The organism is uncultured Frigoribacterium sp., assembly GCF_963515265.1.
GTDB lineage: Bacteria > Actinomycetota > Actinomycetes > Actinomycetales > Microbacteriaceae > Frigoribacterium.
This window is the reverse complement of record NZ_CAUPYL010000024.1, coordinates 1-23,518: the sequence shown is the minus strand read 5'-3', so window position 1 is coordinate 23,518 and position 23,518 is coordinate 1. Positions and strand designations below refer to the sequence as shown.

Annotated in this window: 20 protein-coding genes; 9 read left to right on the top strand and 11 right to left on the bottom strand. The window is 72.1% G+C overall.

Annotation, left to right across the window (positions count from 1 at the left end):
* The 8 genes from RWM17_RS04435 to RWM17_RS04400 all read right to left on the bottom strand — a co-directional run.
* On the bottom strand, positions 1-378 hold a 378-nt coding region (locus RWM17_RS04435), incomplete at its 3' end, for an EamA family transporter (RefSeq protein WP_314101731.1).
* 160 nt (positions 379-538) lie between these two features.
* The gene (locus RWM17_RS04430) at positions 539-2,197 is read right to left on the bottom strand and encodes a long-chain fatty acid--CoA ligase (protein ID WP_314101729.1); all 1,659 of its coding nucleotides are present in this window, start codon (positions 2,195-2,197) and stop codon (positions 539-541) included.
* 116 nt (positions 2,198-2,313) lie between these two features.
* The gene (locus RWM17_RS04425) at positions 2,314-3,240 is read right to left on the bottom strand and encodes a carbohydrate ABC transporter permease (RefSeq protein ID WP_314101727.1); all 927 of its coding nucleotides are present in this window, start codon (positions 3,238-3,240) and stop codon (positions 2,314-2,316) included.
* Between the two features lie 13 nt (positions 3,241-3,253).
* Complete coding sequence (locus RWM17_RS04420; protein ID WP_314101725.1) at positions 3,254-4,165, bottom strand: sugar ABC transporter permease; 912 nt, start codon at positions 4,163-4,165, stop codon at positions 3,254-3,256.
* Complete coding sequence (locus RWM17_RS04415; protein WP_314101723.1) at positions 4,165-5,469, bottom strand: sugar ABC transporter substrate-binding protein; 1,305 nt, start codon at positions 5,467-5,469, stop codon at positions 4,165-4,167. The genes RWM17_RS04420 and RWM17_RS04415 overlap by 1 nt, the downstream gene beginning before the upstream one ends.
* 156 nt (positions 5,470-5,625) lie before the next feature.
* Positions 5,626-6,636, bottom strand: a complete 1,011-nt coding sequence (locus RWM17_RS04410; protein WP_314101721.1) for an aminoglycoside phosphotransferase family protein — start codon at positions 6,634-6,636, stop codon at positions 5,626-5,628.
* Between the two features lie 481 nt (positions 6,637-7,117).
* Positions 7,118-7,744, bottom strand: a complete 627-nt coding sequence (locus tag RWM17_RS04405; RefSeq protein WP_314101719.1) for a hypothetical protein — start codon at positions 7,742-7,744, stop codon at positions 7,118-7,120.
* Positions 7,745-8,010: 266 nt separating this feature from the next.
* Entirely contained in the window at positions 8,011-8,571 is a 561-nt protein-coding gene (locus RWM17_RS04400; protein ID WP_314101717.1) for a hypothetical protein, read from the bottom strand.
* Positions 8,572-8,710: 139 nt separating this feature from the next.
* Here RWM17_RS04400 and hrpA point away from each other — a divergent pair, with 139 nt between their 5' ends.
* The 3 genes from hrpA (at position 8,711) to RWM17_RS04385 (ending at position 14,147) form a co-directional block, all read left to right on the top strand.
* Entirely contained in the window at positions 8,711-12,694 is a 3,984-nt protein-coding gene (hrpA, locus tag RWM17_RS04395; protein WP_314101715.1) for an ATP-dependent RNA helicase HrpA, read from the top strand.
* A 135-nt stretch (positions 12,695-12,829) separates the two neighbouring features.
* Positions 12,830-13,855, top strand: coding sequence for a LacI family DNA-binding transcriptional regulator (locus RWM17_RS04390; protein WP_314101714.1), 1,026 nt, complete (start codon positions 12,830-12,832; stop codon positions 13,853-13,855).
* A 118-nt stretch (positions 13,856-13,973) separates the two neighbouring features.
* Complete coding sequence (locus tag RWM17_RS04385) at positions 13,974-14,147, top strand: hypothetical protein (RefSeq protein WP_314101713.1); 174 nt, start codon at positions 13,974-13,976, stop codon at positions 14,145-14,147.
* Positions 14,148-14,182: 35 nt separating this feature from the next.
* On the opposite strand, the gene RWM17_RS04380 is transcribed toward RWM17_RS04385, so the two are convergent.
* Positions 14,183-15,184 (bottom strand): PhzF family phenazine biosynthesis protein, encoded by a 1,002-nt coding sequence (locus RWM17_RS04380; protein ID WP_314101710.1) that lies wholly within the window; start codon positions 15,182-15,184, stop codon positions 14,183-14,185.
* A 207-nt stretch (positions 15,185-15,391) separates the two neighbouring features.
* On the opposite strand from RWM17_RS04380, the gene RWM17_RS04375 reads away from it, so the two are divergent.
* The 4 genes from RWM17_RS04375 to RWM17_RS04360 all read left to right on the top strand — a co-directional run bounded on the left by RWM17_RS04375 (position 15,392) and on the right by RWM17_RS04360 (position 20,423).
* Positions 15,392-16,801, top strand: coding sequence for an extracellular solute-binding protein (locus RWM17_RS04375; RefSeq protein WP_314101707.1), 1,410 nt, complete (start codon positions 15,392-15,394; stop codon positions 16,799-16,801).
* Positions 16,802-16,866: 65 nt separating this feature from the next.
* On the top strand, positions 16,867-17,862 hold the full coding sequence (locus tag RWM17_RS04370) for a carbohydrate ABC transporter permease (RefSeq protein ID WP_399540068.1): 996 nt from the start codon (positions 16,867-16,869) through the stop codon (positions 17,860-17,862).
* A complete protein-coding gene (locus RWM17_RS04365) occupies positions 17,859-18,806 on the top strand; it encodes a carbohydrate ABC transporter permease (protein WP_314101705.1) in 948 nt (315 codons plus the stop codon). The genes RWM17_RS04370 and RWM17_RS04365 overlap by 4 nt, the downstream gene beginning before the upstream one ends.
* An 81-nt stretch (positions 18,807-18,887) precedes the next feature.
* Entirely contained in the window at positions 18,888-20,423 is a 1,536-nt protein-coding gene (locus RWM17_RS04360; protein WP_314101703.1) for an alpha-N-arabinofuranosidase, read from the top strand.
* Between the two features lie 138 nt (positions 20,424-20,561).
* Here RWM17_RS04360 and RWM17_RS04355 read toward each other — a convergent pair whose 3' ends face one another.
* Entirely contained in the window at positions 20,562-20,984 is a 423-nt protein-coding gene (locus RWM17_RS04355) for a hypothetical protein (protein ID WP_314101701.1), read from the bottom strand.
* Between the two features lie 51 nt (positions 20,985-21,035).
* Positions 21,036-21,695: an FMN reductase gene (msuE, locus tag RWM17_RS04350; protein ID WP_314101699.1), complete on the bottom strand. Its 660-nt coding sequence runs from the start codon at positions 21,693-21,695 to the stop codon at positions 21,036-21,038.
* Positions 21,696-21,766: 71 nt separating this feature from the next.
* Between msuE and RWM17_RS04345 the strand changes: the two genes are divergently transcribed.
* Both RWM17_RS04345 and RWM17_RS04340 read left to right on the top strand, forming a co-directional pair.
* Positions 21,767-22,540 carry a class I SAM-dependent methyltransferase gene (locus RWM17_RS04345; protein ID WP_314101697.1) on the top strand — a complete coding sequence of 258 codons (774 nt, stop codon included), beginning with the start codon at positions 21,767-21,769 and terminating at the stop codon, positions 22,538-22,540.
* Between the two features lie 23 nt (positions 22,541-22,563).
* On the top strand, positions 22,564-23,518 hold a 955-nt coding region (locus tag RWM17_RS04340), incomplete at its 3' end, for a hypothetical protein (protein ID WP_314101695.1).

Sequence of the window (23,518 nt, the reverse complement as noted above, 5' to 3'; positions counted from 1 at the left end):
GGCCGAGGCCGCCCAGCGCCGGTCGAGCCGTCGCCGGCGCGCGGCCGGGTCGAGCAGCCGCTCGAGCAGCGCCGCGAAGAGCGGCGCCGTCCCCAGCGAGACGACGTTGCCGACGGCGACCCCGGCCAGCGACATCGACGAGTAGAACGCGAGCGGGTACGCGACGACCGCGAGCGCTCCCGGGACGATCCAGCGCCAGGAGGCGCCGCCTCCTCGGAGCACCGACGCGGCCCGCCTCGGCGCCGTCAGCGCGAGCAGCAGACCGCCGACGCACATGGTCGCCGCGCCGGTCGCGAGCGGGCTGACCGACGGGGGCAGCAGGCTCGCCGCCGTGCCGGTGGTGCCCCAGAGCAGTGCCGCGAGCACGATGCCGATCACGCGCCGATAGTACCGACCCGGTCGAGGGCGGGTCGGCGTCATCGAGGGCGGGTCGCCGCGGACCCGCCCTCGGCGACGGAGACCCGCCCTCGGCATCAGGCGGCGCGAGCAGGGGCGCGCCGAGAGGCGGTCGGACGGGACGTGCCGCGGGCGCGACCGGTCAGGACGGCGTGACGGCCGCCTCCTTCGCCCCGAACCGCGCGACGAGGTCGCGCTTCAGCACCTTGCCGCTCGGGCCGAGGGGCAGCGCGTCGACGACGTGCACCACGCGGGGGAACTTGTACGCGGCGATCTCGTCCGAGACGAAGGCGACCAGCTCCTCGGGTGCGACGGTCGCACCGGCCCGCAGCACGACGGCCGCCTCGATCTCCTGCCCGTGCGTCTCGTGCGGCACGCCGAAGACGGCGGCCATGGTCACGTCGGGGTGCTGGGCGAGCACCTCCTCGACCTGGCGCGGGTACACGTTGTAGCCGTTGCGGATGATCATGTCCTTGGTCCGGTCGACGACGGTGAGGTAGTCGTCGTCGTCCTTGGTGCCGAGGTCCCCGGTGCGGAACCAGCCGTCGACGATCGCCTTGGCGGTGTCCTCGGGCCGGTCGAGGTAGCCGTTCATCAGGTTGTGGCCGCGGACGACGATCTCGCCGATCTCGCCGTGCGGCAGCAGCACGATCCTGTCCTCGACCGACGAGTCGGCGATCTCGACGTCGACGCCCCAGATCGGGGTGCCGATGGTGCCGGGCCGCGGCGGCCGCCCCACGTGGTTGAACGTCGCCACCGGCGACGTCTCGGTCAGCCCGTACCCCTCGTGCACCGGGGCGCCGAAGACCTGCTCGAACTTCGCCAGCACGGCGAGCGGCAGGGAGGCGCCGCCCGAGATCGCGTACCGGAGCGGCGGCCTGGCCTCCGACCGCGTCGCGGCGTCGAGCAGGGCCATGTACATCGTCGGCACGCCCATGAACACCTCGCAGCCGTGCTCGACCATGGCCGCGAGCGCCGCGTCGCCGTCGAACTTCGGCAGCATGACGATCGTCGCGCCGGCCCGGAACCCGGTGTTCATCGTGCAGGTCTGCCCGAAGGTGTGGAACAGGGGCAGGGCGCCGAGCAGCACGTCACCCCGGCGCATGTCGAAGGTGCTCATCAGGTTCGTGTCGACCTGGTGCAGCAGCGCGAAGTGCGAGCCCTCGGCGCCCTTCGGCTGGCCCGTGGTGCCGCTCGTGTAGAGGATCGTCGCCGTGTCGAACGGGTGCCGCGGCACGTAGGTCGTGAGCGGCTCGGCCTCGGCGGCGAGCGACTCGAGGCGGTCGGGCGCCGAGGGCACGACGGCCGTGCCGGCGTCGGTCGCCGGAGGCGCGAGCACCGTCACGACGTCCACTCCCGCCAGCTGCGCCCCGGCCGCCCCCTCCGGCAGCAGCGGGGCCGCGCAGACGAGCAGCGACGAGCCGCTGTCGTGCAGCACGTACTCGATCTCGTGACGTTTGAGCAGCGCGTGGACGGGCACGACCACGGCACCGAGCGCGAGGGTCGCGTAGTAGACGCGGGCGAAGTCGGCGACGTTCGGGACGAGCATCGCGACACGGTCGCCCTCGCCCACGCCGCGGGCACGGAGGGCGCCGGCGTAGGCGAGCGACTGCTGCCAGAGCTCCCGGTAGGTGGTGCGCTGCGGGCCGACGACGACGGCGACGTCGTCGGGGTACCGGGTGGCCGCCTCGCCGAGGATCGCGGCGACCGAGGCCGTCGCGTGGCCGGTGGGGGCGGACGGGCCGGTGGGGGTGGAAGGGCCGGTGGCTGGTGCGTCCGTGACTGCGGTGTTCGAGGTCATGCCGGGGTGCTCCGTCTCCGTTGACGAGTGGTGATCCTGGTCGGATCTTACGTCGCGGCGCCGGGAGCCAGGCCGGGTCTCCGGTCGGGATCTCCGCCGGCCCGTGCCCCTCGCCGCTACCGCACCCCGCTGCGCACGAAGCCCTGCACGAAGAACCGCTGGAACGCGAGGAACAGCGCCACCATCGGCAGCACCGAGATGACGGCGAGAGCCATGATCCCGTTGTAGTCGGGGTTGGTCTGGCCCTTCAGGTAGAGCAGCCCGACGGGCAGCGTGTAGAGGTCCGGGTCCTTGAGGGCGATCAGCGGCCAGGCGAAGTCGTTCCAGCTGCCCAGCAGGGTGAGCAACACGAGCACGGCGACCAACGGGCCGCTCAGCGGCAGGACGATGAGGGTGAACACCCGGATCGGGCCGGCACCGTCGAGGCGGGCGGCCTCGATCAGCTCCTGCGGGATGCCGAGCATGAACTGGCGCGCGAGGAACACCCCGAACGCCGTGGCTGCCGACGGGAGGATCACCGCCCAGTAGGTGCCGTAGATCTCGAGCCCGTTCACCAGCCGGAACTGGGCCACCATGATCGCCTGCACCGGGATCATCAGGGTCGCGAGGAACACGAGGAACACCGCCGTGCGCCCGACGAAGCGGAGCTGTGCGAAGGCGTACCCGGCGAGCAGGCTCACGACGACCGTCAGCACGGTGACGAAGACCCCGATGACGATCGAGTTGCCGAACCACGCGCCGACGGGGTACCGCTCGAGCACGCGCTCGAAGTTCTCGAGGGTCAGGGCACTGGGCAGGAGGCGCAGGCCGCGTCCGAAGACCTCGCCCCGCGGCGAGAACGCCACGACGAGCATCCACACCAGCGGGAACGCGACGACGACGGACGCCACGACGGCGACGACGGTGCGGAGGGCGACGAAGCCACCGCGGCGACGTGGTCGCCTGCGCGGGGCACGGACGCCCGCGACGCGATCGGCGCCGCGGACGGTGCTGCGGGGTGCGCCGGCCGCGGGGGCGTCGGCCAGGGACTGGGGCGTGGTCACGATCGGGTCCTCGTCATTCCGTGAGGTCGCGGGTGCGGTTGGTGCGCCACTGCACGACGGTGAAGGCCAGCGTCACGACGAGGATCACGACGCCGAGCGCGGCGCCGTAGCCCTGCTCGCGGATCTGGAAGCCGTTGCGGTAGGCGTAGGTGCCGAGCACCGACGTGGAGTAGCCGGGGCCGCCGCCGGTGAGCACGAAGACGAGGTCGAAGACCTGGAACGACGCGATCACGTTGAGCACCAGCAGGAAGAACGTCGACGGCCCGACGAGCGGCACGGTGATCGAGCGGAACCGCTGCCAGGCACCGGCCCCGTCGAGCTCGGCGGCCTCGTAGAGCTCGGGCGAGACGGACTGCAGGCCCGCCAGGTAGATGATCATGTTGAGGCCCACGCGCAGCCAGATCATCGTGACGATGACCGAGACCATCGCGAGCGCGCCGTCCGACTGCCACGGCACCGCCCCGAGTCCGAGGGCGCGCAGCACCTTGTTGACGAGGCCGTTCGCCTCGGTGAACAGGATGACGGCGATCATGGCGCTGGCGACGCCCGAGATGACCATCGGCAGCACGAGCATCGTCCGCCAGGTGCGTCGCCCGGGCAGGACGCCGTCGAGCAGGACCGCCAGCCCCAGTCCCAGCGCCATCTCGACCGGCACGGTGACCACGGTGAAGAGCACCGTGTTGCCCAGCGTCTGCCAGAAGACGGGGTCGGCGACCATGCGGGCGTAGTTGGCCCCGCCCACCCACTCGGGGTCGCCGAATCCGCGGGTCTCCTGGAACGACAGCTGCACGGCCCAGAGGATGGGCACGAGCAGGAACACCGACAGCAGCACCAGGTTCGGCCCGATGAAGGCCCAGCCGACCAGGTTCTCCCGGAGGCGGGCGGCGCGTCGTCCGGGACGGCGCGCACCCGGCAGCGCCGTCATCAGTCGGTGGCCTGGCCGACGGCCTCGTCCAGGGCGCTCAGGGTGTCGTCGACCGACTTCCCCTGGGTGAACGCCGCCTCGAGCTCGTCCTGCATCGCGACGGTGATCTCGGCGAGGTACGGCGAGGTCAGCTGCTTGACGTCGCTCGGCTCGATCGTCGTGGCCTGGTCGACGAAGACCGGCATCACTTCGGGCCGCACGGCGAAGTCGATGGACGAGGCGTCGATGTCGGTCCGGGTCGGCAGCTCGTTGGTCGCGGCGCAGAACTCGGTCATCGCGTCCGCCGAGGCCATGAAGTTCAGGAACTCGGTCGCGAGCTCGCCCTGGTCGGTGTCGGCCGTCGCGACGAGGGCGTTGCCGCCGAGGTCGGTCGCCCCGCGCTCGTCGACCGGCATCGGCACGGCTGTCCAGTCGAAGTCGGTCGAGGCGAGCTCGGGCACGAGGAACGAGCCCACGAACGCCATCGCCGTCGTCTGCTCGCCGAACTCCGTGTCGGCGTACGTCGTCGACTTCACGCTGCTGCTCGGCGCCACCCACCCCTGCTCGAAGAACGACTGGGTGAAGCCGAGCGCCTCTGCTGCCTCGGGCGAGTCGATCTCGCTCGTCGTCCCGTCGTCGGCGAGCAGGGCGCCGCCGGCCTGGAACAACCAGCTGAGCCAGCGCGGCGTGCCGCCCTGCTGCCAGTTCACCCCGAACGGGTACTGGTCGGCGGGGAGGCTCGCGCGGAGCTTCGTCGCGACCTCGCCGAACTCGTCCCACGTCCAGGCGTCCGCCTGGCTCGTCGGCAGGTCGGTGATGCCGGCTGAGGCGAGCAGCTCGGTGTTGACGAGCAGCGCGGAGACGTCGGTCTGGTGCGGCACGCCGTAGGGTGCCCCGTCGTACGAGACGGCCTCGAGCATCGCGGGCTGGAACGAGTCCTCGTCGTCGATCTGGCCCGTGAGGTCGAGCAGCTGGCCCTGGCTCGAGTAGACGCCGAGGTTGCCGTAGTCGACGCGGAAGACGTCGGGAGCGTCGCCCGTCGAGAGCTGCGCGTCGATGTTGGAGAACATCTGGTCGTAGGGCACGACGTTGAGGTCGATGGTCGCGCCGTCGTGCTCGCTCTCGAACTGGGCCACCAGCTTCTCGAAGCTGTCCTGCTCGGACTCGCTGGCCCAGGTCGTGAAGGTCAGGGCGCCGTCGGCGTCGTCGTCGGAGCCGCCCGTGAAGCCGCTGCAGCCGGATAGCCCGGCGGCGAGGGCGAGGGTGGCCGCGGCGGCCGCGGTCGTGCGTCGGGTCGTGCGTCGGGTCGTGCGTCGGGTCGTCATGTCGGTTCTCCTGGCGTCGGTGCTGTCGAGATCGGTGCTGAGGTGATCGGTGCTGCGGTCATCGGTGCTGCGGTCATCGGTGCTGTGGTCATCGGTGCTGCGGTGCTGGGTGGCGGCGTGATCGGTGCTGCGGTGCTGCGTGGTCGGCGCCGTGGATCAGGTGTCGCGTGACGGCTGGCCGGTCGGGGGCGACGAGCGGGACAGGCGTTCCTCGACCAGCGACACGAGCCCGCTGGTGCCGAGCAGGGCGTCCAGGCCCACGCGTACCCCGACCAGGTCGCCGGAGTGCTGCGGAGAGTGTGCTCCCTCCAGCGCCGCGAAGACCGCCGTGACGTCCTCCAGTGCGCGGACGCAGCCGAAGCGCGTGATGCGGTCCTCGTCGAGCCGCACGTCGTCGCCGTACCCGCCGCGGAACGCCGCGCGGTGCTCGGGCTCGACGGGCAGCCCGGGCAGCACGCCGAGCTCGACGAGCACGAGGTCGACCTCGCGCGGAGCGACGGTGGCCTCGTCAAGGTCGATGAGCCAGGGGCGGCCGGCAGGGTCGACCACGACGTTGCCGAGGTGCGGGTCGCCGTGGCAGGACACCCTCACGGTCGTGCCCCGCGCCTCCTTCAGACGGAGGGCGGTGGTCTCGAGGTGGCGGAGCCGGTCTCGATGGGCGTGCCACAGCTCGGCCAGCTCGGGGTCGACCCCGGGCGCCTGGCCTGCGCCGACGAAGCGGGCGTCGAGGTCACGGAGGCGCACGCGGGCCCGGCGGCCGGTCCGCTTGACGCCGGCGCGCAGCGGGGCGACCGACGAGGGAGGCGGCTGGTCGTGCACCCGACGGACGACGGCGCCCAGCTCGGCCCACTGGTCGAGGTCGAGGCCCCGGCCGTCCTCCGCGGCGTCGTCGCCGAGGACCCAGGGCGAGACCGAGACGAGCAGCCCGTCACGCTCGGACCAGTGGTCACCCGTCCGGGTGGGGAGCGGGGCGACGACACCGGAGTCGGGGCCGAGGGCGGCGGCGAGCGCGAGGCCGAACCGGCAGTCACGCCGGGTCGCCTTCACGGCCCACTCGTCGCCGGAGCGGTCGCGGACCTGCCAGACGGCGGCGTCCGGATCGAGCCCGCCGACGATCAGCAGCTCGTCGACAACGTCGAGCCCCCACTCGCGGAGCGACGGCGGCACCGAGGCAGGCAGGAGGGACGTCGGTGACGGTGACGGTGACGGTGACGGGAGCGTCGGGTGAACGGCTGACACACGCTCATCATCGTCCGGACCACCGACACCGGCCCGGGCCCGACGCGGAACACTCGGCACCCGGCCACACGGTCGGCACCGGGACGGCAGGTCGCTGCTGCGGGTCGGGCCGTCGGCCCCGCGGGAGGAGGGGACTCTCTGCTGAGCCTGATCCGTCACGAGACGGAACAGCCCCTCCCCTGATCTCGGCCGCCCAGCCTGATCCGTCACGAAACGGAACACGGACAGGGCCACCCAGCCTGATCCGTCACGAGACGGAACAGCCCCTCCCCTGATCTCGGCCGCCCAGCCTGATCCGTCACGAAACGGAACACGGACAGGGCCACCCAGCCTGATCCGTCACGAAACGGAATAAGGACAGGGCCACCCAGCCTGATCCGTCACGAAACGGAACACGGACAGGGCCGCGTCAGTCGAGGTCGCTGCTGCCGTCGGCGTCGTCGCTCCAGTGGCTCCGACCGACGCCGCGGGCGCTGAGGTCGAGTCCGTTGCGCCCCCGCCTGGCGTCCCGTAGCGGCGGCACCGGATCGCCCGGCTCCCTGAGGACGACGTCGCCCGTCCGGATCCGTCGAGCCATCACTGCAGGACCGGCGCCCAGCTCTCGGGACGACGCACCCTCGTCCCAGGCACGTCGTAGCTCGTCGAGCCCCGCCGCGACGAGGTCGAGCCAGTCGTCGCGCAGGTGGTACCAGCGCCGGGGGCCGTCCTGCTCGACGACGACGAAGCCCGATTCGAGCAGCACCCCGAGGTGCTGGGACACGCTCGACCACCCCACGGCGCGTCGCTCGTGGAGGATGCTCGCGAGATCGCCCGACGTCTGCCGGCCGATCGCGAGCACCTCCACCAGTTCCCGCCTCGTCACGTCGCCGAGGACCTCGAAGGGATGCATCGCCCGCGATCCGGCAGAGCGACGACGCGGGCGTCCACGACGCGCCGTGGGCGACGCACCGCGTTCGCCCTGCTCCTGGCCGGGCGGCCCGTCGTCGCGACGAGGGGCCGGGTCGGCGTGGAGAGCAGGACGGATCAGGTCGTCCATGGTCGCTCCCTCTCGTGACGGATCAGCACTCGGAGCACATCGAACCGCGATGTGATCGCTCCGCTCCGTGAGGGATCAGCACTCGGTGCACCTCGAACCGCAGTGTGATCGCTCCGTTCCGTGACGGATCAGCACTCGCGGCACCTCGACCCTCGGCGTGGTCGCTCCGTTCCGTGACGGAACAACCAGAGCGCGTTCACACCCCCACAGCGGAGAGTCCGCAGGCCGCCGCCGCCGCAGCACGCCGAGGAAGGACACGCCTCCCCTCACCCTGCGGCGAAGGGCGAGCCCGGCTGGCCGAGCGTGCCCTCGGCGACCCGACGCGCGTGGCGGCGACCGGCCTCGGAGGCACGGAACTCGTCGACGCCGCGGAGGCCCGAGCGCCGGCCGTCGCGTGCGGCCCATGCCGCCTCGAGGGCGTCGACGAGGTCCTGTTCCTGTTGGACGTCACCGGCGTCGCGGACCTCGGCCACCGCCTCCGCGAGGGCGTCGAGCAGCTCGCACGACCGCCGCTCGGCGACGGACAGGACGGTCTCGGCCCCGGCGGCCGAGCCCGGCGGCGGATCACTGGCCTCCACGAAGCCCGACGCGACCAGCAGGGCGACTCGAGAGGCGACGAACTCCGGGCCGCCCGCCGAGGGGCCGAGCCGTCGCGACGCCTCGGCGACGAGCTGCGAGGCCGCCCGCGCGCCGTGCTCGAGCACGTCGAGGACGCAGACGCAGAGCGGATCGGTCATGACGGCCAGCGGCGAGGCCGCACCGAGGGAGGCGGCGGACGGGGAGGCGGCGGACGAGGAGGCGGCGAGCAAGCGGTTCGTGAGGGTCATGAGAGCGAGGTTGCCGTGCAGGCCGACCCGCGCCTCCTCGTGTCCACACCTGGTGGGGACGCCGCCCCGTACGCGACCCGAGGGGAGGGAGCACTGCGGGGAGCGCTCCCCAGCCCGTGCGGCTTACGATGGAGGGCTCATGTCGCCCACCATCACCTATCCCCCCGAGCTGCCGGTCAGCCAGAGACGCGACGACATCGCCGCCGCGATCCGCGACCACCAGGTCGTCATCGTCGCGGGCTCCACGGGCTCGGGCAAGACGACGCAGCTGCCCAAGATCTGCCTCGAGCTCGGCCGCACCAGCATCGGGCACACCCAGCCGCGCCGCATCGCCGCACGCACGATCAGCGAGCGCATCGCGGAGGAGCTGGGCGAGGAGGTCGGCGGGCTCGTCGGCTACCAGGTGCGGTTCACCGACAAGGTCGGCGCCGACACGCAGATCAAGCTGATGACCGACGGCATCCTGCTGAACGAGATCCACTTCGACCGCGAGCTGAAGCGGTACGACACGATCATCATCGACGAGGCGCACGAGCGCAGCCTGACCATCGACTTCCTGCTCGGGTACCTGAAGCAGCTGCTGCCGCGTCGGCCCGACCTCAAGCTGATCATCACGAGCGCGACCATCGACCCCGAGTCGTTCTCGCAGCACTTCGACGGTGCGCCGATCGTCGAGGTCTCGGGCCGCACCTACCCGGTCGAGATCCGCTACCGTCCGCTCGTCGCCGACGACACCACGGCCGACGACGACCGCGACGTCGACGACCTGGACGAGCTGGACGACGCCCCGGCCCCGGCTCGCCAGGCTGCGCGACGCGACGACTCCCGACGTGACGACGGGCGCCGCCGCGGCGAGCCCGGCCGCCCCGGCGCCGCAGCCCGGCGAGCCAAGGAGGCGCGGGCCGGCGACCCGAGGCAGCGCGCCGACGACAAGGACTACCTGCAGGGCATCAACGAGGCCCTCGACGAGCTGGCCCGGGAGAGCTCGGGCGACGTGCTCGTGTTCCTCAGCGGCGAGAACGAGATCCGCGACGCCGAGGACGCGATCCGGGCGCGCAACCTGCCGCAGACCGAGGTGCTGCCCCTCTACGGCCGCCTGAGCGCGGCCGACCAGCACCGTGTCTTCCAGCCGAGCCCGACGGCCGGGACCAGACGCCGCATCGTCCTCGCGACGAACGTCGCTGAGACCAGCCTCACCGTGCCGGGCATCAAGTACGTGATCGACGCCGGCACCGCCCGCATCAGCCGCTACTCGACCCGCGCGAAGGTGCAGCGCCTCCCCATCGAGGCGATCTCGCAGGCGAGCGCGAACCAGCGCTCCGGCCGCTCGGGCCGCACGAGCGACGGCATCGCGATCCGGCTCTACAGCGAGACCGACTTCGACAAGCGGGACGAGTTCACCGAGCCCGAGATCCTCCGGACGAACCTCGCCGCCGTCATCCTGCAGATGATCTCGCTCGGCCTCGGCGACATCGCGGCGTTCCCGTTCCTCCAACCGCCCGACAGCCGCGGAATCAAGGACGGCCTCGACCTGCTGCGCGAGCTCGGTGCCGTCACCCAGGGCGGCCAGATCACCCGCGTCGGCAAGCAGCTGACGCGCCTGCCCATCGACCCCCGCCTGGCCCGCATGGCCGTCGAGTCGAAGGTGCACGGCACCACCCGCGAGGTGCTCGCGATCGTCGCGGCGCTGAGCATCCAAGATCCGCGCGAACGTCCGCTCGAGCGGCGCGCGCAGGCCGACGAGGCGCACGCGCGCTTCAAGGACCCGCAGGGCGACTTCATGACGCTCCTCAACCTCTGGAACCACCTGGAGGACAAGAAGGACGAGCTCACCGGCAACGCGTTCAAGCGCCTCTGCCGAGAGGAGTACCTCAACTACCTCCGCGTGCGCGAGTGGCAGGACGTCTACCGCCAGCTGCTGCGGGCGGCCAAGCCCCTCGGGCTGCACGTCGGCGAGCGCAGCACGAACCCCGACGGCGTGCACCGCAGCCTGCTCGCCGGCCTGCTCAGCCAGATCGGCCTGCTCGACCCGCAGAAGAAGGACTACGTCGGCGCCCGCCAGACGCGGTTCCTGGTGTTCCCCGGCAGCTCGTTGGCCAAGAAGCAGCCCGCCGCGATCATGAGCGCCGAGCTCGTCGAGACGAGCCGCCTCTTCGCGCGAGTCAACGGCGCGATCGACCCGGCCTGGGCCGAGCCGCTCGCCCCCGACCTCGTGAAGCGCAGCTACGGCGAGCCGCACTGGGAGAAGAAGCAGGGCTCGGTCGTCGCCTACGAGCGCGTGACGCTCTACGGCGTCCCGATCGTGCCGAGGAGGCGCATCCAGTTCTCCCGGATCGACCCCGGCTACGCGCGCGAGCTCTTCATCCGGCACGCCCTCGTCGAGGGCGACTGGGAGAGCCGCCAGTCGTTCGAGAAGGCCAACCAGCAGCTGATCCGCGAGCTCACCGAGGTGGAGGAGCGCACCCGCCGCCGCGACATCCTCGTCGACGGCGACGCCGCGTTCGAGTTCTTCCAGCGCCGCGTGCCCGCCGAGGTCACGAGCACCCGCGACTTCGAGGGCTGGTGGCGCAAGGCCAAGCAGGAGACGCCCGACCTCCTCACGATGACCGCCGCCGACCTGCTCGGCGACGACGAGCCCGACGTCGACGAGGCCGGGTTCCCGAGCACGTGGCGGCAGGGCGACCAGACGCTCACCCTGCGCTACAAGTTCGAGCCGGGTGCCGACGACGACGGCGTGACGGTGGTCGTGCCCCTGCCGCTGCTGGCGCGCCTCCGGCCGGCCGGGTTCGACTGGCAGGTGCCGGGCCTCCGCGACGAGCTCGTGACGTCGCTGATCAAGTCGCTGCCGAAGCAGATCCGCAAGAACGTCGTGCCCGCCGCCGACTGGGCGTCGAAGATCACCGCCGAGCTGCCGGCCGACCCGCCGCACGACGTCGCCGAGTCGTTCACCGCGACGCTCGCCTCCGTCATCAAGAAGCTGACCTACACACCCGTCGACGCCGCCGACTTCGACCTCGAGCGCGTGCCCGCGCACCTGCGCGTGACGTGGGCGGTCGTCGACGAGCGCGGTCGCACGGTCGGTGCGGGCAAGTCGCTCGACGAGCTGCAGCACCGGCTGAGCGACGACATGCGCGAGAGCGTCGCGCGGGTCACCCAGGGCCAGGGCGCAGGAGGCGCGGGTCGCGGCCGACGAGGACGCGGCGGCCCCGAGGGCGGTCGCCCCGACGCCGCGACCGCCGCCCCTGCGAACGCCATCGAGCGCAGCGGCCTCACCTCGTGGGACTTCGACGAGCTCCCGACCGTCGTCGACACGCGGCACGGCGACACCGTGATCCGGGCGTACCCGGCGCTGGTCGACGAGGGCGCCTCCGTGGCGATCCGCCTGATGGCGACGCCTGCCGACCAGGCGCGCGAGACGCCCAGGGGGGTGCGCCGCCTCCTCATGCTCGCCGTGCCGAGCCCGGTCGCCTACGTGCAGCAGCACCTCACGGCGCCCGAGAAGCTGATCCTCGCGACGAGCCCGTACCAGAACACGTCCGCCCTCTTCGCCGACTGCCTGGTGGCGGTCGTCGACGACGTGCTGCACCGGGTCAAGCCCGACGGGCAGCTGTACACGAAGAAGGAGTTCCTCACCGTGCGCGACCGGGTGTCGGGCGCCGTGATGGACCAGATGTTCCAGACGGTGTCGCTCGTGGCGCGCACCCTGACGGCGGCGCGCGACGCCGACAAGGCGATGAAGGCGGCGACGAACATGTCGCTGCTGACGGCCCTCACCGACATGCGGCAGCAGCGCGACCGGCTCGTGTACCCGGGCTTCGTCTCCGCCACCGGCCTGCAGCAGCTGCAGCGCGTGCCCGTCTACCTCGTCGGCATCACCCGCCGCACGGCGAAGCTGCTCGAGGCGCCGTCGCGCGACCGGGCGTGGCTGATCGAGGTGCAGCAGGCGACGGAGCGGTACGAGGCGGCGGGCGGGGCGTTCCCGCCGGCCGAGGGGGCGCCTCCGTCGCTGGTGCGCGCACGGTGGATGCTCGAGGAGTTCCGGATCAGCCTCTTCGCGCAAGATCTGCGGCCGAGCGAGAGCGTGTCGCTGCAGCGCATCGTCAAGGTGCTGGCCTCGGCGTAGCGGTCGGCGTGCTGCACCCCGTTGTGGACGATGCACCCCGGAACGACGGGGTGCATTGTCCACTTCGGGGTGCGAGGCCGCGGCCGCTGAGGGCGGCCGCCGCAGTGACGTGCGGCGCGGCAGTAGCCTGGGCGGATGCGAGCGACGGTCAAGGATGTGGCCGCCCGGGCGGGCGTCTCTCCGAAGACGGTCTCCAACGTCGTCACGGGGGCGGTGCGGGTCAGTGCCGAGACGAAGGCGCGCGTCGAGGAGGCGGTGGCCGCCCTCGACTACGTGCCCAACCTGAGCGCACGAGGGCTGCGAAACGGCCGCACGGGCTCGATCGCGCTCGCGTTCCCCGACCTCACGACGCCGTACAGCGCCGAGATGTCGCACTGGTTCGTCGAGGTCGCGCACGAGCGCGGCTGGTCGGTGCAGCTCGAGCAGACCGGCATGCGCCCGGAGCGCGAGCGCGAGCTGCTGCTGCGGGGCAAGGAGCACCTCGTCGACGGGCTCGTGCTCAACCCGGTGAGCCTCGACGAGAGCGCCATCGTCGGCGCGGTCTCGCTGCCGCCGGTCGTCGTGATCGGCGAGGTCGAGCAGAGCCTCGTCGACCAGGTCAGGGTGGACAGCGTCGCGGCCGCCCGCGACATGACCACGCACCTGATCGAGCTCGGGCACCGTCGCATCGCCGTGCTCGGCAGCTCGGGCGAGGGCTTCGACACCGCGACGGCCCGCGCGCGCACGCTCGGCTGGCAGCAGGCGCACGAGGCGGCCGGCCTGCCCGTCGACCCGGCGCTGCGATGGTCGTGTCGAGCGTGGTCGCCCGAGGCCGGCGCGGCTGCCGTGCGCGGGCGACTCGCCGCCGACGGTCCGCCGGACGCGCTCTTCTGCTTCACCGACTCGCTCGCCATCGGCGCCGTGCACGCCCTGTGGGCGGCGGGACTGCGCGTGCCCGACGACGTCTCGGTCGCGGGCTTCGACGACATCGCCGACGGCCGCTTCACGCTTCCGCCGCTCACGACCGTGCGCCTCGACAAGCGGCTCTTCGCCGAGCGCACGCTCGAGCTGCTGGCGGCGCGCATCGCCGACCGCGACCGCCCGCCCGAGCTCGCGATCATCCCGCACGAGATCGTCCGCCGCGAGAGCACGGCGGCGGCTGGACCGTCACACGAGCCCTGAACCGTCGGCACCGACCCGGCAGTGAACGCGGCGCCGGCGACGGCGCCTCAGTCAAGGGGGCGCGCGGAGCCCGCCGCCGTGACAGGGTCGAGGCTCACCGACCCACCAGGAGGACATCGTGCGCATCACCTACGACACAGTCACCGACTCGATCTCGTCGCCCGAGCTCACCGCCGAGCAGTCGCTGCAGCTGCAGCACGAGCTGTCGGCCGCCCTCGGCCGCAACGACCCGATCCGCACCGTCGCCAGCGTGATCATGGCCAGGGCGAAGCAGCTCGACGCCGAGGGCTGAGGCTGAGGGCCGACGCCGCTCGCGACGGCGCTCGATCAGCCGACGACGAGGCTCGCCGTCCCGCTGACCGTGACGCCGCCGGTCGGGGGCACGTCGAGCGTGAGGAGGCTCGGACGTCCGACGTGCCGCCCCTGGCGCACCACGAACCGCGCAGGAGGCGCCAGCAGGCCGACAGCCCTCAGGTACGCCCCGAGGGCGGCGGCCGCCGATCCCGTGGCAGGGTCCTCGGTGATGGTGCCGACGGGGAACAGGTTGCGGGCCTCGATCCCGGGCAGCTCGTCGTACGCAGGCACGCACGCGGCGAGCTCGACGCCCTCCGTGCAGACGACGGTGACGGTGCCCGCCCAGCCCTGTCGGTCCATCAGCTCGCGCACCGCGTCGGGGTCGAACCCGAACGCGTCGAAGTGCGCCAGCGAGCGCACGGGCACGACGGGGTGCCAGTTGCCGGCGAACACCTCCTCGAGGGGCCACGCGGGGTCGAGGTGGTCGCGGTCCAGCCCGAGCAGGCCGAGCAGCTCGTCGACCACGCCGGCCTCGAGGGCACGGGTCAGCGGCTCGACGCTGGTGAACGCGGCACGGAGCACCCCGTCGCCGTCGGTGCTCGTGTCGATGACCACCTCCCCGACGGCCGTCCCGAACCGGAACGCGCCCGGGCCCCGCTCCTCGGCCAGGGCCACCGCCGTCGCGATCGTGGCGTGGCCGCAGAACGGCACCTCGGCGATCGGCGAGAAGTAGCGGGTGCGCAGCGCACGGTCGTCGCCCCCGACGGCCCCCTCGACGACGAACGCGGTCTCGGCGTAGCCGACCTCGGCGGCGATCTGCTGCATCTGCGCGTCGTCGAGCGTGGACGCGTCGAGCACCACCCCGGCGGGATTGCCGCCGCCCGGCCCGTCGGCGAACGCGGTCAACCGCAGGACCGCCGGCCGCCCGTCGCGGGAACCGGCCGAGTCGGCGGAGGCCGAGAAGTCGGCCGAGCCGGCAGCCTGTGGGCGGACGTCGGTGGAGGAGACGGACGCTGGCACGTGCGGATCGATCACCGCTCCACCTTCGCGGCTGCCGCCTCCTCGGGGCAAGGGCCACCCGCGCGAGGCTGGCCGCACGGCGTGGAGGGACACTGCACCGCGTTTCGTGCACCGCACCGGGTCTAGACGCGGTGCGGTGCACGAAAAGCGGTGCGGCAGCCCTTGCGCGCCGATTACAACGATGGTATATTGCGAGCAGTCACACGTCACGAAGGAGTGAACATGACCCTGCCCGACCACCCCGCCCGCAGCCGCCGCCGCCGAGGCACCACCGAAGACGGTCCGCCCCGCAGCAGCGCGGACGCCACCGGCACCGGCCTCAGCCGCCGCGGCGTCCTCGTCGGCGGCGCGGCCCTGCTCGGCACCGCCTTCGCGGCCACCGCCCTCTCGGGCTGTGCGACCGGTGCGACCACCGCCTCCGGCGCGACGGTCGAGCAGCTCAAGTTCTGGCACCTGCTGAGCGGGGGCGACGGCGTGAAGATGTCCGCCCTCGTCGACCAGGCCAACGAGCAGAACCCCGAGTTCCACGCGACGCAGACCGTGCTCGCCTGGGGCACGCCGTACTACACGAAGCTCGCCATGGCGTCGGCCGGCGGCCGCGCCCCGGACGTCGCGATCATGCACGCGTCACGGGTGCCCGGCTACGCGCCCGGCGGCCTGCTCGACGCGTGGGACGTCGAGAAGCTCGCCTCGTACGGCCTCCGAGAAGAGGACTTCGCACCGGCGGTCTGGAAGGCCGGGTTCAGCGGCGACCAGCTGTACTCGGTCGCGCTCGACTCGCACCCGTTCATCCTGCTGTACAACACCGACATCGCCGCCCAGGCCGGCGTCCTCGGCCCCGACGGGCAGCTCGCCGAGATGACGAGCCCTGAGCAGTTCCTCGAGGTCGCGACCGCGATGCAGGCCGTCACCGGCAAGCACGGCGCCTCGTGGGGGTACCTCAACGACGGCGCCCAGCTCTGGCGCATGTTCTACACGTTCTACAAGCAGCAGGGCGCCGACATGGAGCTCCGCGAGGGCGGGACCGTCGAGTACGACGAGGAGGCGGCCGTCACCGCCCTCGAGTTCATGCAGCAGATGACCGACGGCACCGTGATGGCCGAGGCGAGCGACATCCAGTCGGGCATCGCCGAGTTCGTCTCGGGCGAGAGCGGCATGCTCTTCACCGGCGTGTGGGAGGTGCCGAGCGCCGCCGCGTCGGGCATCCCCTACGACGCGAGCATCATCCCCACGTTGTTCGGCACCCCCGCTGTCTACGCGGACTCGCACGCGTTCGTGCTGCCCCGGCAGAGCACCGTCGACGAGACGAAGCGCGAGGACGTGTACAAGATGGTCTCGACCATCCTCAAGGACTCGATCTCGTGGGCCGAGGCCGGGCACATCCCCGCGTACGGGCCCGTGGTCGACAGCAGCGAGTACGCCGACCTGATCCCCCAGGCGCACTACGCCGAGGCGGCCGAGTACCTGAACTACGACCCGCCCGCCTGGTTCACCGGCTCGGGATCGGACTTCCAGACGTACTTCCTCGACAGCATCCAGTCCGTCGTCCTCGCCAAGGACGACGCGGCGACGGGCATGAAGCGGTTCGTCGACCGGGTGAACACGCAGCTCGGCCGCCCCGCCCCGGTGTGAGCCGAGCCGCTCCTCCTCCCCCTCCCTGACGACCCAGCCCTGCACGACGACGAAGGAGTCGATCTGTGACGACCACGACGGTCACGACCCCGGCAGCCCCCGCCGACCGGAGCCCTGCCACCACCGGCAGCCGCGCCCGCGCCGGCGGCACCGGCGGCGGGACGACCACCCGCCTGCGCCCCGGCGCCCACAAGGAGAACCGCATCGGCTGGGGCTTCGCCGCCCCGTTCACGATCCTGTTCGCCCTGTTCCTCGTCTGGCCCCTCCTGCACGGCCTCTACCTGAGCTTCACCGGGCAGAGCCTGACGGGCCAGGGCGGCGAGCTGATCGGCTTCGCCAACTACGCCGAGGCCTTCGCGGACGGCGCCATGTGGCGCTCGATGCTCAACACGTTCTGGTTCACGATCCTCAGCACGATCCCGCTGGTCGCGGTCGCGCTCGTGCTCGCGCTGCTGGTCAACACGGGCCTGCCGGGCCAGTGGCTCTGGCGGCTCAGCTTCTTCCTGCCGTACCTGCTGGCGTCGACCGTCGTCTCGCTGTTCTGGATCCAGCTCTACAGCCCGACCCTCGGCCCGATCAACAACGTGCTCGCCACGCTCGGGCTGCCGCAGCCCGCCTGGCTGCAGGACCCGGACACGGCCATGATCGCCGTCGTCGCCACGACGGTCTGGTGGACCGTCGGCTTCAACTTCCTGCTGTACCTCGCGGCCCTGCAGAACATCCCCGACCAGCAGTACGAGGCGGCCTCGCTCGACGGCGCCGGCCGCTGGCGCTCGCTCTGGTCGATCACGATCCCGCAGCTCGGCCCGACCACCGGCCTCATCGTGATCCTGCAGGTGCTCGCGTCGCTCAAGGTCTTCGACCAGATCTACCAGATGACCAACGGCGGGCCGGCGGGCACCACGCGGTCCACCGTCCAGTACATCTTCGAGTCGGGCTTCACCGGCTACCGCTTCGGCTACTCCAGCGCCATCTCGTACATCTTCTTCGCCGTGATCGTGGTCATCTCGATCGCCCAGTTCTCGATCACGGCCCGCAACCGCAAGGGAGCCCAGCGATGACCGCACCTGCCGTCGCCCCTGCCGCAACGCCCGGCGGCGACCTGCGAGCCCCCACCGCCGAGCGCGTCCGAGGTGCCAGCCGAGGAGGCGGCAGCCACGGCCACGCACCCGGCAAGCAGCGCTTCGGCGTCATGGGCGTGCTCAGCATCGTCGTCCTCGTCGTGCTGGCCGTGCTCTGGCTGCTGCCGTTCCTCTGGTCGCTGGCCACGTCGTTCAAGAGCGAGGCCGACGCGGCCGCGACGCCGCAGACCTGGCTGCCCGCGGGCGGCTTCACGCTGCAGGCCTACCGGGCGATCCTCGAGCAGGGCAACATCCCGACCTGGCTGTTCAACAGCCTTCTGACCTCGATCGTCATCACGCTGATCGTCGTCGCGACCTCGGCCCTCGTGGCCTACGCGTTCTCGCGGCTCGACTTCCGCGGCAAGAAGTGGCTCTACGTGGCGACGATCGCGTCGATCATCATCCCGCCGCAGGTGCTGATCGTGCCGCTGTTCTACCAGATGCTCGCCTTCGACATGGTCGACACGTACTGGGGCATCATCCTCCCGCAGGCCATCGCGCCCGCCATGGTGTTCGTGCTCAAGAAGTTCTTCGACCAGGTGCCGATCGAGCTCGAGGACGCGGCCCGGGTCGACGGCGCCGGGCGCATACGGGTCTTCTTCACGATCCTGCTGCCCCTGTCGCGCCCCATCCTCGGAGCGGTGTCGATCTTCGTGTTCATCGGCGCGTGGAACAACTTCCTCTGGCCCTTCATCGTCACCAACGACGCGTCGCTGCTCACGCTGCCCGTCGGCCTGCAGACCATCAAGAGCGCCTACGGCATCCAGTACGCGCAGAACATGGCCGCGGCGATCCTGGCGGCGCTCCCGCTCATCCTGGTGTTCCTGTTCTTCCAGAGGCAGATCATCAAGGGCATCTCGACCACCGGCTTCGGGGGGCAGTAGCGACCCGCGCCTCCTCGACCCGCACCTCCTCACCGACCGACCACCCGCCAGCACGCCGCTCCCCCTCTACCTAGGAGAACCATGACCACCGCCCGCATCACCGTCGACCGCGAGTTCACGATCGGCACCGTGCCGCGCCGCCTGTTCGGCTCGTTCGTCGAGCACATGGGCCGGTGCGTGTACACCGGCATCTACGAGCCCGGCCACGAGACCGCCGACGAGAAGGGCTTCCGTCGCGACGTCCTCGCCCTCACCAAGGAGCTCGGCGCGACCGTCGTCCGCTACCCCGGCGGCAACTTCGTCTCCGGCTACAACTGGGAGGACGGCGTCGGACCGGTCGACCAGCGCCCCCGCCGCCTCGACGGCGCGTGGCACACCGTCGAGTCGAACGCGTTCGGCCTGCACGAGTTCGTCGAGTGGTCGAAGCTCGCCGAGGTCGAGGTGATGGAGGCCGTCAACCTCGGCACCCGCGGCGTCGACGCGGCCCGCGAGCTCGTCGAGTACGCGAACCACCCCGGCGGCACGGCCCTCAGCGACCGCCGCATCGCCAACGGCGCGGCCGACCCGTTCGACATCAAGCTCTGGTGCCTCGGCAACGAGCTCGACGGCCCCTGGCAGATCGGCCACAAGACGGCCACCGAGTACGGCCGCCTCGCCCAGGAGGCCGCCAAGGCCATGAAATTCGTCGACCCGAGCATCGAGCTCGTCGCGGTCGGCAGCTCGGGCCGCGGCATGCCGACCTTCGGCACGTGGGAGCACGAGGTGCTCACCCACGCCTACGACGAGGTCGACTACGTCTCGATGCACGCCTACTACCAGGAGCACGACGGCGACGCGACGAGCTTCCTCGCGACGGCGGTCGACATGGACGCCTTCATCGAGGAGGTCGTCTCGACGATCGACGGCGTCAAGGCCGCCGGCAAGCACGACAAGCAGGTGCACATCTCGTTCGACGAGTGGAACGTCTGGTACCAGACGGGCCTCGACACCGACGACCAGCCGCACAACGTCTCGAAGGGCTGGGTCGAGCACCCGCGCCTCATCGAGGACCAGTACAACGTGACCGACGCGGTCGTCGTCGGCACGTTCCTCAACTCGCTGCTGCGCCACGGCGACCGCGTCAAGATCGCCAACCAGGCCCAGCTCGTCAACGTGATCGCCCCGATCCGCAGCGAGCAGGGCGGGCCCGCCTGGCGCCAGACGATCTTCTGGCCGTTCGCCCGCATGGCGGCGCTGGCCCAGGGCGAGATCCTCCGCACGCAGGTCACCAGCGACAAGATCGACACCCCCAAGTACGGAGACGCCGACCTCGTCGACGTCAGCTCGACGTGGGACGAGGAGACGGGGCGCATCGCGTTCTTCCTCGCCAACCGCGGGCTGGAGGAGGCGGCGGACGTCGAGCTCGTCCTCCGTGGCTTCGCGGACGGCCGGGTCGTCCGTGCCGAGGTGCTGGCGGTGCCGGAGGGCGGCGACCGCTTCACCGCCAACACCGTCGAGGCGCAGGACGCGGTCGGCCTCGTGCCGCTCGACGGCGTCACGGTCGACGGCGGCAGCGTCCGCCTGACGCTGCCCGCCCTGTCGTGGGCGGTCGTCGAGCTCGAGGTCGCGAAGGCCTGAGTCGCACCGCAGGGGGATCCCTCTCAAATTTGAGAGGGATCCCCCTGTCGTCAGCCGCAGCACCGGCGTCCTTGACCGCTCGGGACGCCGATGTGTCTCGCTTTCCGGTGCGGCCGCCCAGCCCCGGGCGCGCGCGGCCTACTTCTTGCGCCGCGGGAACAGCCGCGAGATCGAGTCGCGCACCGACTCCTCGATCGTGTCGCTGAACGAGTTCGAGAACGACAGCGAGTCGCCCGCCGCGGACGACGCGGTCATCGACGCGATCACGCTCTGGCCGTGGTGCGCGCGGGCCTCGCGCGTGGTCGGGAAGCCGAGTCCCTGGGCGGCGGCGAGGCGCTCCAGGAGGCCGACCCGCTCCTCCTCGGTGCGCCCGGTCGCGGCGGCGAGCTCGCGTACCGCGTCGTCGTCGACCCCGTCGGCGACCCACTGAGCGGCACGGCGCGGCAGCTCGCCGGCAGCGAGCATGCCGATGACGCGCTTGGCCTCGTCGTCGCGGATCTCGGCACGGGCGACGGCGACGTCTCGGGGCGTGGTCTCGGGAGTCGGGGTCTCGTCAGGCACGCTCCACCCTAAGCACACGATGCCGAGGGCCACCTCCCCCAGAGCGGGACGTCAGCTGTAGAGCCGGACCGGCGTCGCGTCCTGGGCGGTCGGCGTCGGGAGCGCGTCGAGCTCGTCGCCCACGCCGCTGACGGCACGCTCGATGCGACGCTTCTCGTCGACGCTCGACCGGATCAGGGGCAGGCCCCGGGCGATCGCGGCCCGGATGCGCTCCTGCAGCAGCGGCGCCGTCACGCGGCGATCGGTGAAGTCGCTGGCGTGCGCGTAGACGCCGAGGGGCAGCGTCAGCGCCTGGAAGAAGCCGAACAGCGGCCGCAGCGAGTGCTCGAGGATCAGCGCGTGCCTCTCGCTGCCGCCCGTCGCCGCGAGCAGCACCGGCACGTCGACCAGCGCGTACTGCTCGACGAAGTCGAAGAAGTGCTTGAAGAGCCCCGTGAAGGAGGCGCGGTAGACCGGCGAGGCCGCGATCAGCAGGTCGGCCCCCTCGACGGCACGGAGCTCGCGCTCGACCCGTTCGTCGAGCTGGTCGCGGGTCAGCGCGCCGGCGAAGAGCGGCCCGAGCTCGCTCACCCGGATCACGTGCCGCTCGATCGGCAGCACGAGGGCGAGCTCGTCGAGGACGGCGTCGACGAGCGCGTCCGTCTTCGAGGGCGAGCTCAGCGTGCCCGACACGGCGACGACACGGAGCGGCTGCGGAGGTGTCTGCGTCATGCAGCCATGGTGCTCCGGAGGCGGCGCGTAACGAAGCCGTGTGACGCCGTGAGTCATGCGACAGTGGTCGCGTGAACCCGACCATGCACGCGCACGGCTTCGATCCGGCCGACCCCCTCAGCACCCTCGCCTCCTCGTTCGGCCAGGCGGCGGACGTCTACGAACGCGGCCGCCCCTCCTACCCGGTCGAGGCGGTCGAGTGGCTGCTGCCGCAGGGCGCCCGGCACGTCGTCGACCTCGGCGCGGGCACCGGCAAGCTGACCCGCGTGCTGCTGCCGCGCGTCGAGCAGGTGACCGCGGTCGAGCCGAGCGACGGCATGCGGGCGGCGCTCGAACGGGCCGTCCCCGAGGCGCGGTCGCTCGCCGGGTCGGCCGAGTCCATGCCGCTCGACGACGCCTCGGCCGACGCCGTCTTCGTGGCGCAGGCCTGGCACTGGGTCGACCCGCGGGCCGCCGTCCCCGAGGTCGCCCGTGTGCTGCGGCCCGGCGGCACGCTCGCCCTGCTCTGGAACATCCGCGACGAGACGGTGCCCTGGCTCGCCGAGCTGTCGCAGGTGATGCACTCCCCCGCCGAGCGCGACATGTCGTCCGACGCGCCCACGGTCGGCGAGCCCTTCGCCCCGATCGAGCGCCGCGACTTCCCGTGGGTGCACGAGCTCGGCCGCGACGAGCTGCTCGCCATGATCGCGTCGCGCAGCTACGTCATCACGCTGTCCGAGGACGACCGCGCCCAGGTGCTCCGCGACGTGGGCCAGCTCTTCGACACGCACCCCGACACCCGTCGCGCCGAGGTGGTCCGCCTGCCGTACGTGACCCGGGCCAGCCGGGCGGTGCTGCCCGGCTGAGCGACGGGCCCTACGGTGGGGGCATGCAGCAGGAGGCGCGACTCGTCACCGTCGACCGGGCCTGGTCGGGCAGGTGGCACGGCCCGAGCGTCGTGCGCGTGTCGCCGACCGCGATCCACCTCGTCGGGGCGGTCGACGCCGGCCACGGCGCGGACGCCGCCCTGCCGCACCTGCCCGGCACGCTGTTCTCCCCGTTCACCGACTCGCACGTGCACCTCGGCCTGATCGAGCCCGAGCAGCTCGTGCGGGGCGGCATCGGCCGGGTGCTCGACCTCGGCTGGAGCCCCGACGTCGCCGCGCTCTGGCCCGAACGGGGCCGGGTCGACGCCGGCTGGCCCGAGGTGCAGGTCGCGGGCGGCCTCCTCTGCCCTCCCGGCGGCTACCCGTCGCGAGCGGGCTGGGCGCCCGACGACGCGTCCGTCGCCGTGGCCGACGCCGCCGACGCCGAGCGGGCCGTCGTGCGGATGCGCGACCTCGGCGCCTCCGTCGTCAAGCTCACCCTCAACAGCGACGTCGGGCCCGTCCTCGACGACGACGTGCTGCGGGCGATCGCGGTCGCGGCCGACCGGGTCGGGCTGCTGACCGTGGCGCACGTGCAGGGCCACGGGCAGGTGCGCCGCGCGCTCGACGCCGGACTGCTCCGGTTCGCGCACGCCCCGTTCAGCGAGCTGCTGCCCGACGACCTGCTCGACCGCGCGGCCGACGGCACGTGGATCAGCACGCTCGACATCCACCGCGGAGACGAGGCGCAGGAGGTGGCGATCACGAACCTGCGCGGGTTCCGCGAGCGGGGCGGCCACGTCCTCTACGGCACCGACCTCGGCAACGGCGACCTGCCCGCCGGGGTGAACGAGCGAGAGCTGCGGGCGCTGCAGCGCGCCGGCCTCGGCCGCGAGGCGCTGCTCGCCGCCCTCGGCAGCGACGACTCGCTCGACGCGGGGCAGGACGGCGCACACTGGACACCGCGCGCGTCGTGGG

What these genes read in the sequence shown, in the direction of transcription:
- RWM17_RS04430 (WP_314101729.1), bottom strand. Translation starts at nt 2,197, where the DNA reads ATGACCTCGAACACCGCAGTCACGGACGCACCAGCCACCGGCCCTTCC.
- RWM17_RS04420 (WP_314101725.1), bottom strand. Translation starts at nt 4,165, where the DNA reads ATGACGGCGCTGCCGGGTGCGCGCCGTCCCGGACGACGCGCCGCCCGC.
- RWM17_RS04415 (WP_314101723.1), bottom strand. Translation starts at nt 5,469, where the DNA reads ATGACGACCCGACGCACGACCCGACGCACGACCCGACGCACGACCGCG.
- RWM17_RS04405 (WP_314101719.1), bottom strand. Translation starts at nt 7,744, where the DNA reads ATGGACGACCTGATCCGTCCTGCTCTCCACGCCGACCCGGCCCCTCGT.
- RWM17_RS04400 (WP_314101717.1), bottom strand. Translation starts at nt 8,571, where the DNA reads ATGACCCTCACGAACCGCTTGCTCGCCGCCTCCTCGTCCGCCGCCTCC.
- hrpA (WP_314101715.1), top strand. Translation starts at nt 8,711, where the DNA reads ATGTCGCCCACCATCACCTATCCCCCCGAGCTGCCGGTCAGCCAGAGA.
- RWM17_RS04390 (WP_314101714.1), top strand. Translation starts at nt 12,830, where the DNA reads ATGCGAGCGACGGTCAAGGATGTGGCCGCCCGGGCGGGCGTCTCTCCG.
- RWM17_RS04375 (WP_314101707.1), top strand. Translation starts at nt 15,392, where the DNA reads ATGACCCTGCCCGACCACCCCGCCCGCAGCCGCCGCCGCCGAGGCACC.
- RWM17_RS04365 (WP_314101705.1), top strand. Translation starts at nt 17,859, where the DNA reads ATGACCGCACCTGCCGTCGCCCCTGCCGCAACGCCCGGCGGCGACCTG.
- RWM17_RS04360 (WP_314101703.1), top strand. Translation starts at nt 18,888, where the DNA reads ATGACCACCGCCCGCATCACCGTCGACCGCGAGTTCACGATCGGCACC.
- msuE (WP_314101699.1), bottom strand. Translation starts at nt 21,695, where the DNA reads ATGACGCAGACACCTCCGCAGCCGCTCCGTGTCGTCGCCGTGTCGGGC.